We start from the raw sequence: 15,448 nt of genomic DNA, 5'->3' as shown, positions 1-15,448 counted from the left end.
ACTTACGCCTAAAATACAGCAAGTATGCTGCTTGCGAAACCAACCCGGTTAATTTATTTTAGCTTAATGGGTAAAACAGCAGCATGTATAAACTCATTGCAGGACTAAACAGTAATTTTTATCCCGCTAAAAAAGTGAAACACACTGATTATAAGATATTTACTAAAAGGAACGCGAAGGGGCTAAATTTTTTAATGCTTGATTATCAGTTAGTTATATTATGCTAAAAATGTAAAATATTGATAATCAACGTGTTTCATGGTGTTCCACTTTGTTCCGCGTGAAAAATGGAACGCTTTGCCGGGAAGCTTAGTGCTTTGGTGTAAACCCATAGAACCAACTTTTAAAAAACAAGCGACCGTCCTTTTGAGACAGCCGCTTGTTTTTTTACTATAAATCCGCTAATACAAATTATTTTTTCGCAACCCCAAATACTTGTTTTACCGCATCAAGGTAGGCATAACCATGTTGCTTGTCCGGCTCAAGGTAACTGCCTTCTGCCCATTCGTTCCAGGCATTTATGGTGATGAGCTTTGGTTGATTTGGATGATCGTCTGCATACTTTTTAGCTGCAATTAAAAAGCGCTTAAAGTCTGCCGGGTTGGCATTGGTAACCATACCCTGTAATTTGCCCGGATATCGGGGATTAGGGTCCCAGCTAATGGAAACATGGGGAAAGAACGGCACGGTAAAATCCTTGCTGAATTTAAACCAGCCCTCCATTGCTTTATCGCCCCAGCGGTCATACCGGTCCATCGGCACATAATGGCACCACTGGTAGTTGGTAAGGCTTTTAAGGCCCAGATCCAAAACGGTATTGTTTTGCGTGCTGCTGGTATCACCGGGCGTGGCGGACAGGCCGCTTGGGATGGCCGCCCACAAAACACCCTGCAAATGCAAACCGGGGAAACCGGCTTCCTTTGTTTTTTGGGTGAAATAATCCAGTGCCTCTTTAGCCTCCTTAATACCGCCCAGTCCTTTTATAAATGTAGATAATTCGTAAATGCTGAACACGGGTTCGCCGTTAATTTTATAGTAATTAGGCTGGCTGAAAAAGTCTTTTATCACATGGGCTATCATGGTATTAAAAGTAGCCCTGTCAACCCCGCCGCGCCAGTAGATCTTACTTTTATCAACAGCTGTATAATCAAGATAGCTGTTATGGTCGTGGTTGGCCCACATTAAATAAAATTTCATTTTATTCCTGTTGCGCGCCCCCAAAAAACCTTTGCTCACACCATTTTCCAGGAAAGGCTTTCCGTCATACCAGTACCAGTCATATATAAACACATTTATGCCGTGTGATGCGGCTGCATCAATTTTTTTCTCCATCACCTTCGGATCTGCCTCGTTGGTGTACCCCCATAAAGGGACATGAGGCTGATTGTGGCCCGAAAATTTTGGTTTGGCATTGTAAATGGCTTCCCATTCGCCTTTGCCGTCCTTAAATACGCCGATATCTTTAAACCGCGTATCTGGCTGATAGGCCGGCCATACGTAAGCTGCAACGTCATAATGCCGCTGCTTTGCTGGCTGGGCCTGCAGGGCCATCATGCTTACGGTATAAAAAAGGGTTGCAAATAACAATCTTAAAATCCGTCCGTTCATTTTTGCCATCTTATTTGTTATGAATAAATTTTTATGCTCAATTGTTCTCTAAAATATTCTTTACCGATATCCTATCCGTAAAGATTGCCGGGCTTATGGTAAAATTAAAGCGTGGGTTGCCGTTTAAACCGCAGCCCGGCGCTTTAATTTTAAGATATTCCATTAACGTGTATCCGCGGTTGGCCCATTGTTGTTAATACCCGGGGTTTTCAACCAGATTTTTATTATTGGATGTTCTGCCAACAGTTAATGGTAAATAATAATTTTCTGCCCTGAACTGCGGGATGTTTGATGTACCATCCACGTTCTTAATAATTTGTATTTGATATTTTCCTGTGGCGCCGTCAAGAATGTAACGGATCCCCGACCAGCGAACGGATAAATCATTAACAGCTGTACGCCACCTGCGCACGTCCCAGTAGCGTTGGCCCTCAAAAGCAAGTTCAACCTTGCGTTCATGATGGATTTGATCCCGTGTTACGCTTCCTAAGAGCGCTATCCCTGCCCGGCTCCTGATTTGGTTAATAGAACCGAGGGCGTCAGTTGTATTTCCCAATTCGAACGCAGCCTCTGCATTGTTTAGCAGAATTTCGGCATACCTGAAAATCAGCCAGTCCTGGGCTGAAGTTGCCCAGCCGCTGTTGGCCCCGGCCATATTATCGTGGCTTTCGTCTAAATACTTCAAAACGCCAATCCCGGTTCCCTGGTAATCCTGGTCGCCGGTGGCAGCTATACCATTATACGCGCCGCTTGTTATAATTGACCCGTCAGGGCGGCGGATACCCGCATGAAAATCGAGCTTGTTTCCTTTCCAGCTTGTATTCTGTGTGTAAAAGGTAGCATAAAAGCGGGGGTCCCTGTTGGCCCACAGCTCTTCTGTCGACATTATTTTACTTTCCACAGCTGTTCGGTCTAAGGCCCCAGGGGTGCCGTCTGTATGCTCAAAGGACTCGGCCAGTTCAAGGTAAGCCTGCTCATACAGGCCACGGCCCCAGGCTTGCGGCCTTGGACAATTGAAAAAGTCAACGCCCCAGCCGTTGCCGCCGGTAGCTTCATTCACATTGTCGTGGCGTTTGGCAAAAATTACTTCGCTATTGTTTTTAACCAAAAAGATATTTCTAAAATTAGTCGATTTATTGGCGTCGAGATTGTAAAGTGCATATTTGCCGCTTTTAATGATGGCCTGCGACGCATCGTATGACGCCTGATAATAGGTTTTAGCTGCTGATGCGGGTATGCCTACCACTCCATTTAACTGAACTGTACCAAACTGGGCGATACTTCCCGCATACAATGCTGCGCGGCTTTTTAAAGCAAGGGCAGCATATTTTGAAGGCCTTCCTAAATTATCGCCGGCAGCCACTTCGGGTAAATCACTGGCACATGCATCAATTTCTGAAATGATAAAATCATAAACTTTTTGCTCGGTATCCCTTGCCGGAAAAAGTGCTGATTGCGGCTCGCTGATATCCTGAACAGCGGTGATCAATGGAATGCCACCATACCTTTTAACCATAGAAAAGTAACAGAATGCCCTCAGGAACCGGGCCTCGGCCAGTTTTGATTTTACCTGGTCTGCCGGAAGGGGAGAAGCCGGTAATTTTGCCAGGAATTGGTTGATTTCACGTATGGTATTGTATCCCCACCAATCCAGTAAACCGCCGTTAATATTTAAATTGCCGTATTTATAGGTAAATGCGTTACTTGGGTTCCAATCTCTGAATTGTGGGAAGCTTTCGTCAGAAACGTCGTTGATATCAAAGGCATGCCAGCTTCCGTCGCCATCAAAAGAACCACTCGCGTTACAATCATTTCCCAAAACAGGCATGTCGTAATAAACCTGGGTTAGATAAGCATTAATCAATGCAGGATCTTTGAAAACGTCAGCATCTGATATGATATTAAGGGGTTGTTTGTTTAAAACTTCCTTATTACAGGAATAACATGCAGCAAAGCTGATCAGTATGATCAGTGAAATAACTTTTTTCATAATATTTTAATTTATAAAGTAATGTTTAATCCTAATGAAATTGTCCGCTGTTGCGGGTAATAATATCCTGCCTGGCCATTCGGGGCTTCAGGATCAATTTCATATTTTGAAAGCGGATTAATGGTCAATAAATTAGTACCTGCAAGGTAAACTCTCGCGTTGCGGATATTTGCTTTGTTTAACATGCCTTTTGGCAGGTTATAACCTATGGCCAGGCTCTTTAAGCGCATATAGCTTGCCTTTTTAAAGTAAAGGTTATTAAACAGGCTATTGGTGCTGGCGCCTGAAATTCTTGGGCTAGCATCGGCCGAATTGTTACTTTCCGTCCACATATTTTTATAAAAGGCCTGCGAATAATTTAGGCCCCCATGGTATAAATTAACCGTGGTGTAGTAATTAAAGGCACCTTGAAAAAGAGATTGCAGGTCGAAGTTCTTAAATTTAAGATTTATGGTGGCACCGGTCATCCATTCCGGCACAGTACCGGTTCCTATTTGCTTTTGATCACGATAATCCAACTTTCCATCGCCATTTACATCCACAAATTGAATATCACCCGGTCGTAAGGCCGCATTTCCACCGGGATAAGTGAATTTCAGGTTATCTATTTCCTGCTGGTTGGTAAACAGCCCGGTAGCTACGTAGCCAAAAGTGCGGTCTGTCCATTGTCCGGACAGTTGATAAAGTCTCCGCTGGTCCGGATCGGTAAAATCCTGCTGCTCATAATGCTTCCATTTTGCGCGCGTCCATGAAATATTTGCACTTACCTGGTAGCTTAATTCTCCCGCACTTCCGCTGGTACCCAAACTGAAGTCGAAACCGCGATTGTTTTGGCTATTCAGGTTTTCTGCCGGCAGTACGGCACCGAATGTATTTGGTAGCGATAATACTCTTGTGGCTGGAATTCCCGAAAGGGTTCGGTAAAACACTTCAGCGGTACCGAACAATTTTCTATTGAAAAATGAAAAGTCGGTAGCCAGGTTGTAAATATTTATTCGTTCCCAGGTAAGGTTTGGATTGGCAAGTCCGGTAGATGCGATGCCAGCCTGTGTGCTATTGCCAATAAGCCATTGGCCGCTAAACTGATAGCCGGTAAGGTATTGAAAATCACCTACGTTATCAATTCCTGAACTGCCATAGCTTGCCCTAAACTTCAGTTCGTCAATGTTTTTTAGGTTCTTGATAAAATTTTCCTGGTCAAGCCTCCAGCCCAATGAAATACTTGGAAAGTATCCCCATCTTTTATCGGATTGGAATTTCGCAGATGCATCCGCCCTGATCGTTGTTTCAAGGAGGTACTTGCTTTTGTAAGAATAATTGAAGCGGCCTACATAACTCGCGCGCCCCATTTCAGAGGCTGAACTGTTGGCCAGACTTGTGGTAACCGCGCCTGCGTATAACTCCTCAATAGCGGGCGTTAAAAAATTGTCCCGTCCGGCTAACAGATAGTTAGTATTGTAATCAATCACTTCGTAAAGCGCAAGTGCCGAAATATGGTGGTCACTATGAAACACATGGTCATAGTTCAATGAGAATTGCCCGGTGATGTTGCGGGATTGCGATTCCTGGTAAGTTAGTTTAGCCTGTGAACCAAGTGAGCCGGCCAGGGTGTAGGCCTGTGTTGCATAGTCGTAGGTGTAAAAACTATAAGGCTTTGAAAAGTTTTTGTCGGTGGAGTACGTCTTATCATAATTTACAAAAGCCTTAGCACTTAGGCCGCTAATGGCAGGTATCTTATAAACAGCAATAAAAGTACCCTTCATGTTTTGTGTGTTCACTTTGTCGTAACCGGCTATATCTTCGTTTGAAACAAGCGCGATACTGCCCACTCCCTGCCCGTTGGCGTAAGAATATTTGCTGGGATCAGGTAACGTTTCAGGATAGATAGGTAAGGAGTTCCACAAATCCTGCCACAGCGTGTTAACGCCTATGCCCTGGCCACGTACCGGCTGCGAATTAGCCTCGCTTACTGCTGAAAGCAATAGTTGAACAGATAGATTCTCATTAACTTTCGCATCTAAATTTGATTGCAGATTGTACCTGTTGTAGTCGCCGCCATTTTTCTTCCACATGGGAGATTGGTTAAGATAGCCGAAAAACCCAAAATATTTGATTTGCTCACTGCCGCCTCTAACAGACAAATTTTGCTGCGTTTGCGGTGCCAGGGCCCGGGTTGCAACTTTTTGCCAGTTGGTGTTTGGATAAGCGGGATCGCCACCTGCATTGTATTTCTGAATTTGTTCAGGCGTGTACGGCGCGGGCTTTCCCTGGTTGGTGTAAAACAGATTGGTTATCTCTGCATACTGAGCGGAATTCACCGGCTTTGACATCAGCGTATTACCTTGTAAGGAATAAGATGAATTAAACGTAATATCCGGTTTACCTTCTTTACCGTGTTTGGTTGTTACCAATATCACACCGTTACCGGCACGCGCGCCGTATATGGAGGCGGCTCCGTCTTTAAGGATACTTAAAGATTCTATCTGGTTTGGGTCAATGTTATTAAAGTTTGATTCAACGCCATCTACAATCCATAACGCCTGGCCAAAACCACGGATACTGATTACTGCCTGATCTGCACCCGGCTGCCCTGTTGACTGCAGTGAGACTAAGCCGGGGAGGCGTCCGGCGAGTGTATTAATCGTACTGGCAACGGGTGCCTGGGTCAAATCTTCGCCTTTAACGGCAGATACTGAACCGGTAAGGGTGGCTTTCTTTTGCGTTCCGTAACCAACTACTACTACATCGTTAAGTGTGCCGGTCTGCGGGGCGAGCGCCACATCTAGTGAGGTTTGCCCGGCAACCGGTATTTCTTTACTTGAATAGCCGATAAAGCTAAAAACCAGTACTGCATCGGTTTTTACTCCCGAAATAGTGTATTTGCCATCGGTTCCTGTTACGGTACCCAGTGTAGTCCCCTTAACCTTGATGCTTACACCTGGTAATGGCTGGGCCTTTTCATCATTAACCTGTCCGGTAACGGTAATGGTAGCCGGCACGGATAATGTACTTGGGTTTATCTTGTTTTTAATGGTAATAATTACATTTTGGTTTTTGATGACGTAGGTAAAAGGCTGGTCCGCAAAAGATTCAACCAGCACTTTGTCCAGTGGCTTGTTTTTTACGTCAATAGTAACCCGGCTTCCCTGGTTTATCAGTTGTTCATCATAAAGAAAATGATAGCCGCTTTGGTGGCTTAAGTCTTCGAGCAACTGCTCAAATGAAACGTTTTTAACTTTCAACGTTATATTTTGTCCGTAAGTAGCTGCTGTAACGTGCAATAAAGCGCACATACAAAAAACAAACGTTAGTTTCATTTTTAAGATTATGTTAGGGTAATTGCAGGGAAATGCCCTGCAAAAAAAAATTGCAAAATTTTTATACATTTGGATGTTAGGTTGATTGGTAATTGATTGTTTAAAGTGATCTCTCCATTCACCTGATACAGCAGTTATGCTGTTAAACCAGGGGCGGTGCAACGTTCCTGGTTTTTATCAGATAGTATTAGGTAATTTTATTTACATATTACTGTTATCCTCCTTCCGTCTATTTTAAATTTTGCGATACCTGTTAATTCCAGGTAATTCAATAGTTCAGAGATATTTTCAGAACGCGATACAGAGCCTCCCAAAAATTTATTATTTACGTTTCCGCTGTATTCCACGTCTGCATTATACCATCTTGCGATCTTATTCATAGCTGTTTTGATATTCTGTTTTCTGAATGAGAAGTATCCGTTCTTCCAGGCCACCGCGTCCTCAACGTTAACATTGTGAATGGCGATATTCTCGGCATTGGGATCAGCAACAGCCTGCTGACCAGGGACTAAAAAGACGTTATTGCGCCCGGAAGTTAGCGTAACCGAGCCCTCAAGTAACGTGGTATTCACCGCTGGCTCATTTTTGTAAGCCATCACGTTAAAATGAGTACCCAGTACCCTGATGTTTACATTCTCTGCGCTAACAGTAAACGGAGAATTTTTATTCTTAAAGATTTCAAAATAAGCTTCACCGTGTAATTCAACATGTCGTTCGCTGCCTTCAAACCTGCTTGGGTATTTCAGCGACGAAGCGGCATTGAGCCAAACATTGCTGCCATCGGGCAAAGTAACCCTAAACTGCCCGCCTATCGGGGTGGTTATGGTGTTAAAGGTTACTTCGTTGTTTTCGGCGTCAGCTTTATTGGCGGCAACGGTGTAGGAGATCTGTCCTGCTGCATTCTTTGTTATAGTTGTATTTCCCTGAACAGCCAGCTTTCCGGTAGTTGTACCATTCAGTAATATTTTCTTACCGTTACCAAGTGTCAATACGGCCAAATTGGTCCCGGGAACCATCACCTCTTTTTTTTCAGCCGCTTTCCTGGTCAATAGCTTAGAATCACTGACCTGGCGGCTAACAATATATCCGCCTAAAATAATTAGTGTAGCTGCTGCTGCTGATTTAAATGTCCATGATTTGAAAAAGCTTGTTTTTGTTTTTTTCTGCTGAATCTCGTTATTCAGCCGCAAAAGCATGCGTTTGCTTACACTGTCCCGGTCATCAGGATACTCGGCATCATCCAGATTTGTTTTTTTATACAAATCCAAAAGCTCCTGCTTATCACTGGCGGTAATGGAACCATCTATATATTTTTGGAGTAAATAGTTAATTCTTGGCTTATCCACGATGTAGTTAACAATTGGTTTATAACTACATGTTGTTACCAAAAGGCATTTACCCTATATGGGATCTTAAATTTATTTAAAATAGCTGGTTTCTATAGTCATGCTTTAAATTTTCACCATAAATCAATTAAGGATTAAACTCAAACTAAAAAGTATTGGGATAACTTGATTAGGTTGGTAAGGAAGTAAATGGTTAAATAAGATGATTTAACCGGGTTACAATTTAAGAAGATTTAAAAGCTCACGCGAAATCACCAATAATATACCGGTAGTTTCCAGGTTACCCCTGATGATTTTTAAAGCCCGGGTTAGATTTGCTTCAACACCTTTCTCCGAGATATTCATTTGAGATGCGATCTCAGCGTTTTTCATTCCTGAATTACGACTATATTTGAACACCAGCCTGCATTTTTCCGGCAACTCCTCCACTAAACCGTTAATATATTCCTGTAAAAAAAGCGCGTCCCATTTCTCCTCCTCCAAACTTATTTCAGAGTAATTGAAATTTATTTCAGCCAGTTTATTTCTGCGCTGTTGCTTTTTATAATTTTCAAATACCGCAAACTTAATTTTTGTGGCCAGGAACCCTCCTAAATTTGAGATCGGAATGTGCGATTTCAGATCCCAAAGCGAAATAAAAACTTCATGCACAATATCTTCAGCCAGGAACCTGTCTTTCGTATGGTTCCAGGCTATTGTTAACATTTTCTCCCAATATCTGTTATAAATTTCTGCAAAAGCCGCCTGGTCCGTTTGATGTAGGCGGTTAATCAAATCCTGATCGGAAAAAACAATACAATCGGTCATGCTCGTCGGGGGTAAAAATTAATTCATATTCGATTTTATAGCCAATCAACAGTTTGCTTTTTCAAACAGCCCTAAAGGCTTTACTGTATTTTTTTTAACACGGACATATTGGTTTATAGACTGATACTTAAAATAATATAGCGTAAACGCCGGAAAAATAAATTTCAGATCTGTGCGCCTGCTGTTTTACGGTAATAATAATTGGTTATAACGAAAGTATTTTTTCCCGGTCGCATAACTATCCTGTACTGTCTGAACAACAATACGCTAAATCTTCTTTTCTGATTAAATGAAACAGACGGAATATTGATAAAAAGTGATCGTAATAAAACCTGTACGTTCTCAAAGGTCTATAATCCTGTACTGTCTGGCCAACAATACACTAAATCTTCTTTTCTGATTAAATGAAACAGACGGAATATTAATAAAAAGTTATCGTAATAAAACCTGTACGTTCTCAAAGGTTTATATTAATTTGGGTGGGAGTACCGCACTCAAATCTTTTATTGATTATTAAAAATTCCACCAAACCGCTTTCTTGGGTGGGTTACCCAATGTATAAGGCTCCCCAATGCGCGGAACGTTTAGCTGTATTCCCAACTTTTCGGCAGCGGGCAGGAGTTTTTCTATAGGTTCATTCCATGGCTGATCAGCTTCTTCAAACTTGGCCCAGTGAATAGGCTGCAGCAAACGGGCCTGCAGGTCAACGGCCGCCTGGGCGGTCTGTCCAAGCCAAAGATGGGTCCATGGCCAATTCGGGCTGTACTGTCCGCATTCCAGCAGTGCCAGGTCAAATGGGCCATATTGCTGACCTATTTGTTTAAAGAGCGGGCCATAACCGCTATCGCCGCCATAAAAAAGCCGGTAGTGACCTGTTTGTATCACGTAAGATGCCCAAAGTGTTTTATTTTCCTTTGCATACGTACGGTTGCTGCGGTGCTGCGCAGGCGTAGCGGTTATCCTGAGGCCCCCAGGCAACGTGGCTGATTGGTTCCAATTCAGTTCGATGATCTTTTTAGGATCAAACCCCCAGTACACCAAATCTGAACCTACACCCATCGGTACTACGGCTATTTTGATCTGGTCTTTCAGTTTTTTTAGCGTACGGTAATCCAGGTGATCGTAGTGGTCGTGGGAGATGATTAGCACATCTATCGTCGGCATATCCTTAGCGTGGTAATGCTTTGTGCCCTTAAAGGCTGTTATCAATCCGGGTACCGGCCCGGCATGGTTGCTGAAAATAGGATCGATAAGTATATTTCCCTGCCCGGTTTTGATCAGCAAAGACGAATGGCCAAACCAAACGATGGTTGGTGCAGTAGCAGGGAGTGTCTTTAAATCGGTTTTAACCCATGGCAGGCTGTGAGAAGGCTTGATACTTTCAGGGCGGCTTTGTAGCATAAACTGCAACCAGCTGCGCTTGATGGTCGAGTCAGCACGTTCAGCCAGATTTTCGAAACTTCCATTTTTGTAATTAGGCAAAACCTCCAAACGGGCAAGTTCCCCGCCCTCCGGGTTTTTCCCCAGCGACTTTACCATCCCGCACCCTGCCGCAACTGTAAGTAACAGCGCAGCTATCCCCATCCTCAAATACGCGTATTTCATAACCTAACAATGCAAACGCTTAAACTTATCTTATTATTATTGACTAAAACATAGCCGATAACGGCCTTTTATATGCTAAGATATCTCCGGTTGTTTTCATGTGGATTCAAACCAGGCACTTAAAGAATAGAAATCTGTTGCGCTATCCAGCTGAGCTGTTTTTTAATGATGCTCCAACGGGTGAGGCTAACTGTATGGACAATGAACTTAAAAAAACACTTTTGACTTAAAGCCTCAGGCTGCATTATTTTAAATATATTTGTTTGAAAAAGAATTAATTATTCCTTTGTTTTTTGCTGAAACCGAACACCTTAACCCACCTAAATACAAAACACAATGCCTGAAAAAATAAAGAATGTATTTATCCTGATGCTCGAGAATCATTCCTTCGATAATATCTTTGGGCGCTCGGGCATACCCGGAATAAACGGGCTTACCGGAAACGAGACTAATTCATATAATGGCAACTCCTATCCAGTTACTCAATTTACGTGGGACAGAATGCCATCTGATCCCGGCCACGAGTTTTTGGATACGCTGGAACAACTCTGCGGACAGGATAATTGGTGCCGGGCCTGGCAACCCGGGGATACTTATCCTCCTCCTGGGCATACCATTGATAATTCCGGATTTGTCGCGAACTATGCAACATCCATTACCGAGCAAACAAAAATAGTGCACACCTCGCCGCCGCCTCTTATTGATATCGGCGATGTGATGTCGTACTTTGATACGGCTACACAATTACCGGCCATTTACGAGCTTGCAACGCAGTTTGCTGTGTGCGATAATTGGTTTTCATCGTTACCCGGACCCACATGGCCAAATCGCTTTTTTGCTTACGCGGCCTCTTCCGGCAGTATGGACGACAGCCCCTCAGGCTTTGAACAAATAATGCACGAACGGTTTAAGGGCTACAGCTTTCCGCACGGATCGATATTCGACCTGCTAAAAAAGGGTAATTACCGCTTATATCAGGATAAATATTCCAAACTAAGCTTCCCGATTGTACAGGCGCTTAAAAACATCCATTGGAGCGAGCTGAACGACGTTAGCAGTTTTGCTGAGGATCTTAAGAAGGATTATCATTATCCTTTAACCCTGATAGAGCCAAATTATGGCGATATTTTTTTCGACACATATAGGGGAGGGTCATCCCAGCACCCGATGGACGGTATGCACAACGGCGAAGCACTGATAAAGACCGTTTATGAGGCTATATACAACTCTCCGGTTTGGGAAAACAGCTTGCTCATAATTACCTACGATGAGCATGGCGGCTTTTACGACCATGTTGCGCCACCGCAGGCACCAAAGCCCGAGGATGGCGCAACCGGTTTAAGTAAACACGGCTTTGATTTTTCGCGCTACGGCGTAAGGGTGCCTGCAGTAATTGTGTCTCCTTATATCCCCGCAAATACGGTAAGCAATGTTCTTTATGATCATAGCTCCATGATTAAAACCGTTACTGAAAACTGGGGACTGCCTTCCTTAACCAACCGGGATAAGCTTGCCAATAGCTTAAGCCCATTGCTGACATTAGATAAGCCACGCGATAAGTCCGACTGCCCATCATCGTTAAAATTAGCGCCTGATGCGGAAACTTCAAACTTTGTTATAACACAGGAAAAGCTTGCCTTGCTTGATAATATGCCGCTGCCCGATAGCGGTAATACTTTAGGTTTTTTGCAGATAGCAATCAAAGTAGATTATGAACTTGGCCTGCAAACCGAAACCAACAGCTATACACAAAATACCGTTAAAAATCCTTCGACTATGGGCAACGCTGGTAGATATATCAACTCAGTACTTGAAAAATTGCAGTCGGCAATCAAGGCTAAATAAATTGAAGCGGGGTTAAAAAAAGGCTTAAAAACCTGTTTGGGTATTTGAGATTTGCATGCATTTGCAAACAATTTGCACGCACTTTGAAAGGACAGGAAAGTTAGGGGCAACAAAAAATGCCTTACATATCTCTAAGAGGCTTTTGTTATGTGGGAGTTACTGGATTCGGACCTTGTATGTCAATCAGAGCCGGAGCAGGACTAATCTCGAACCGCTTTGCAGAAGAAATCCAGTTTTTGTCTAATAGTATCTGATTGATTCGAATCCCGTTGGGATTTGTGGTCACAATAGCACTATAGTAGCTTAAGCAGTCCTTTTTAACTAAACTTCTACTTTTATTGTGAAATAATTAAGGTTTAAAAAATTGGAATGAACTCCCTGCATCACAGGGAGCTACTTAGTAAAACTAACTATATTCAGTTTTTGGATTCCGTTCAGGATATTATCATTCGCTTTTTAAAGCCGGTTTTGTTCTGCTTTTGTGCCACTATTATTGTGTTGGGCTTTTTTGGTGTTTGAACCAAATGAACGGCTATATGATAGTTTGATAATGGGAAAATTGTGTGATTCAGCCTGGTAATTGGTTTCAACGTTGCTGTTAAAATTATCGGTAACCAATTGGCCAATATGGTTTTGATAACTGGCCCCTCGAAACAGATCGGATATGCTCAGTTTGAAGCTGCCGTTTTGATTGGAGAGTTCTTTTTTTACGTCTAAATTGAAAATAGCAATCCCATTCGAACGGGAATCACCGCTATAAGACGGCGAATTATAATAGCCGGAAAGTTCAATGGCGTAATGAGCAGTCGGCTTAAAGCTTTCTGTAAAGTTGAAGCTATAGCTATAATAGCTTTTTTGCAGCAATTCAGAATAATAGCTGATCTTATATTGGTGATAGCCGCCGATAAAACCATAATTCATTCGCCACCAATTAGTGGCCTTAACTGGAATCGTAGTCTGCAAAACCAGGTTGTTTTGCCAATCCGCATTTTCAGGGGTCAGATAAATTAGCCCGCTGGTAGGTCCGGGCATCACCTGCGTGCCTAAAATTGGGTTGGTATCGCGGCTATACAGCAAAGAAAACAAAAAATCATGCGTATTATAAGCTAGTTTAAGGTTATCGGTAATGGTTGGTTTTAAGGCCGGGTTGCCCGTAAACACGGAAACCGGATCATTGTATGCGACATATGAAGCGAGGTCAGCAAAGGACGGGCGACTGATGCGTTCAGTATAAGACAATTGCAGTTCATCCGTAGGGTTCAGTTTTCGCGTGATAAAAACACTTGGAAACAGCTTACCCAAACTACGGTCCACAAAATATTGCGCGTTGAGCGAATGGGCTGTCGTATTGCGGGAATATTCAAACCGGGCGCCGCCGAAAACGGTGGTAAGGCTATCCAGTTGCCAATTCAGGTCTACGTATGCCGCGCCGATTGCTTCCCGTGTAGCGAGATCGTTCGATGTACCTGCGCCAACGGGTACCCATTCGGCACCTACCAAATTTTCAATGCCCGCCACACTTTGGGTATAAGTATAGGTACCCTTGAGCCCGCTTTCTAATTTTAGCTGCTTGCTAAACGAATTGCTGTAATCCAATGCGGCTACGCCTACCTTTATGTTGGAATTAGCCAGGTTGCGTTGTGTCGGTTTAAAAAGGCTGTCGCTGAAATTGCTTTGCACCTGGGTAGGACTATTACTGGTATGATCGAAGTAATCCAAATCGAGGTTGAGCTTTTGATATTTACTGATAGCATGTTCTAAATAAACACTTGGATGAAAATAGTAGGTATGGCTAGTGCCGGTGATAAACGAACTGTAGTTTAGGCTGGAATCGGTCAGCGCATAACTCCCAAAGTTGTGGCTATTATTTTGATAGGTGCCGATGCTATAATCGATATTGCCGCCTATCATTGTCCTATCACTAGCCCGATAGCCGAAACCTCCGCTAAAACTGTTATAATTACTTAAAGGTTTGGATTGGCTATGATAATCAAGGGTTGTCTGGCCTCCGATAATAGGTGCGTTTTCTGTGCCCTTTGCCAGCAATAGTCCGTAACTACGGTCGCGGTTGTAGCTGTAGGAGGCATGCAGACTCAGCTTACCGCTATTATGGTTGAGGCTAATATTGGCAGATGCCTTTTCGCCTCTACCATAACCCGCTGAGGCCGTCAACGATCCGCTGGTACCGGGTTGCTTGCTTTTTTGGGTTATAATATTGATTAGCCCTGCATTGCCGTCTGCATCGTATTTGGCCGGCGGAGTTGTGAGCAATTCTATTTTGTCAATATCGTCAGCTCTCATGTCTTGCAACAGTGTTGCCACGTGGTCTGCGGGAAGGCGCAGTAATTTACCATCCAGCATCACCATTACCCCGCTTTTGCCGTTCAGGCTGATTGCATTATTTTGCGCGTTAATGACCACCCCGGGAGAACGTGACAGTACTTGTAAAACAGAACTACCCCTGGTCATCAGGCTGTTTTGTGGATTAACAACTAAGCCGCCCAACTGCTGCGCTATCAGCGGTTTGGTTGACCGGATGACTACCTCGCTCAATTGATGGTTGGCAACTTTCAGCATGATTGTACCTGCATCATAAAACCGTTGTGCTGAATCAATAACGATAGTGGGTGATGTGTAAGGGATATAGCCCATGCTAATAATTTTAATAAGATAAGTACCGTACGGTGCGGCGGCCATGGAAAAGTTGCCTTTTTTATCCGACAGGGCAGAGCGCACCAACATACTGTCCGTGCTTTTTACCAATAATACGGAGGCATATGGAACTGCGCTGCTGTCGGCAATAACAAGCCTGCCGCCTACCTGGCCTTGTGCAAACGTGCTTAATAATAATGCGCAAAGAATAAGTCTTAACATTTTCATACCCAAAGAAGGCATGCGCCTGCAGTGTAAAGAAATCCGATTGCTGAACA

8 protein-coding genes are annotated in these 15,448 nt (G+C 43.4%); 1 reads left to right on the top strand and 7 read right to left on the bottom strand.

Going from position 1 to position 15,448, the window contains the following annotated elements; genetic code table 11:
- Positions 1-411 precede the first annotated feature (411 nt).
- The 6 genes from MuYL_RS16635 to MuYL_RS16610 form a co-directional block, all read right to left on the bottom strand.
- Positions 412-1,617, bottom strand: a complete 1,206-nt coding sequence (locus MuYL_RS16635) for a glycosyltransferase WbsX family protein (protein ID WP_211710171.1) — start codon at positions 1,615-1,617, stop codon at positions 412-414.
- A 184-nt stretch (positions 1,618-1,801) separates the two neighbouring features.
- Positions 1,802-3,598, bottom strand: coding sequence for a RagB/SusD family nutrient uptake outer membrane protein (locus MuYL_RS16630; RefSeq protein WP_094571631.1), 1,797 nt, complete (start codon positions 3,596-3,598; stop codon positions 1,802-1,804).
- A gap of 11 nt (positions 3,599-3,609) precedes the next feature.
- Positions 3,610-6,915 carry a TonB-dependent receptor gene (locus MuYL_RS16625; RefSeq protein ID WP_157740915.1) on the bottom strand — a complete coding sequence of 1,102 codons (3,306 nt, stop codon included), beginning with the start codon at positions 6,913-6,915 and terminating at the stop codon, positions 3,610-3,612.
- 197 nt (positions 6,916-7,112) lie between these two features.
- Entirely contained in the window at positions 7,113-8,261 is a 1,149-nt protein-coding gene (locus MuYL_RS16620) for a FecR family protein (RefSeq protein ID WP_157740913.1), read from the bottom strand.
- 216 nt (positions 8,262-8,477) lie between these two features.
- Positions 8,478-9,068, bottom strand: coding sequence for an RNA polymerase sigma factor (locus MuYL_RS16615; RefSeq protein ID WP_094571628.1), 591 nt, complete (start codon positions 9,066-9,068; stop codon positions 8,478-8,480).
- Between the two features lie 513 nt (positions 9,069-9,581).
- Positions 9,582-10,673: an MBL fold metallo-hydrolase gene (locus MuYL_RS16610; protein ID WP_094571627.1), complete on the bottom strand. Its 1,092-nt coding sequence runs from the start codon at positions 10,671-10,673 to the stop codon at positions 9,582-9,584.
- Between the two features lie 336 nt (positions 10,674-11,009).
- Between MuYL_RS16610 and MuYL_RS16605 the strand changes: the two genes are divergently transcribed.
- The gene (locus MuYL_RS16605; protein ID WP_094571626.1) at positions 11,010-12,518 is read left to right on the top strand and encodes an alkaline phosphatase family protein; all 1,509 of its coding nucleotides are present in this window, start codon (positions 11,010-11,012) and stop codon (positions 12,516-12,518) included.
- Positions 12,519-12,974: 456 nt separating this feature from the next.
- Here the strand turns inward: MuYL_RS16605 and MuYL_RS16600 are convergent, their stop codons facing one another.
- Positions 12,975-15,392: a TonB dependent receptor gene (locus MuYL_RS16600; protein WP_170309761.1), complete on the bottom strand. Its 2,418-nt coding sequence runs from the start codon at positions 15,390-15,392 to the stop codon at positions 12,975-12,977.
- Between the last annotated feature and the right edge of the window lie 56 nt (positions 15,393-15,448).

The organism is Mucilaginibacter xinganensis (assembly GCF_002257585.1).
GTDB lineage: Bacteria > Bacteroidota > Bacteroidia > Sphingobacteriales > Sphingobacteriaceae > Mucilaginibacter > Mucilaginibacter xinganensis.
The sequence above is the reverse complement of the archived record's forward strand: the minus strand, read 5'-3'. Positions and strand labels throughout refer to the sequence as shown.

Bases quoted from the DNA above. Each gene is read 5' to 3' on its own strand.
- MuYL_RS16635 (WP_211710171.1), bottom strand. From the start codon at position 1,617: ATGGCAAAAATGAACGGACGGATTTTAAGATTGTTATTTGCAACCCTT.
- MuYL_RS16630 (WP_094571631.1), bottom strand. From the start codon at position 3,598: ATGAAAAAAGTTATTTCACTGATCATACTGATCAGCTTTGCTGCATGT.
- MuYL_RS16625 (WP_157740915.1), bottom strand. From the start codon at position 6,915: ATGAAACTAACGTTTGTTTTTTGTATGTGCGCTTTATTGCACGTTACA.
- MuYL_RS16615 (WP_094571628.1), bottom strand. From the start codon at position 9,068: ATGACCGATTGTATTGTTTTTTCCGATCAGGATTTGATTAACCGCCTA.
- MuYL_RS16610 (WP_094571627.1), bottom strand. From the start codon at position 10,673: ATGAAATACGCGTATTTGAGGATGGGGATAGCTGCGCTGTTACTTACA.
- MuYL_RS16605 (WP_094571626.1), top strand. From the start codon at position 11,010: ATGCCTGAAAAAATAAAGAATGTATTTATCCTGATGCTCGAGAATCAT.
- MuYL_RS16600 (WP_170309761.1), bottom strand. From the start codon at position 15,392: ATGTTAAGACTTATTCTTTGCGCATTATTATTAAGCACGTTTGCACAA.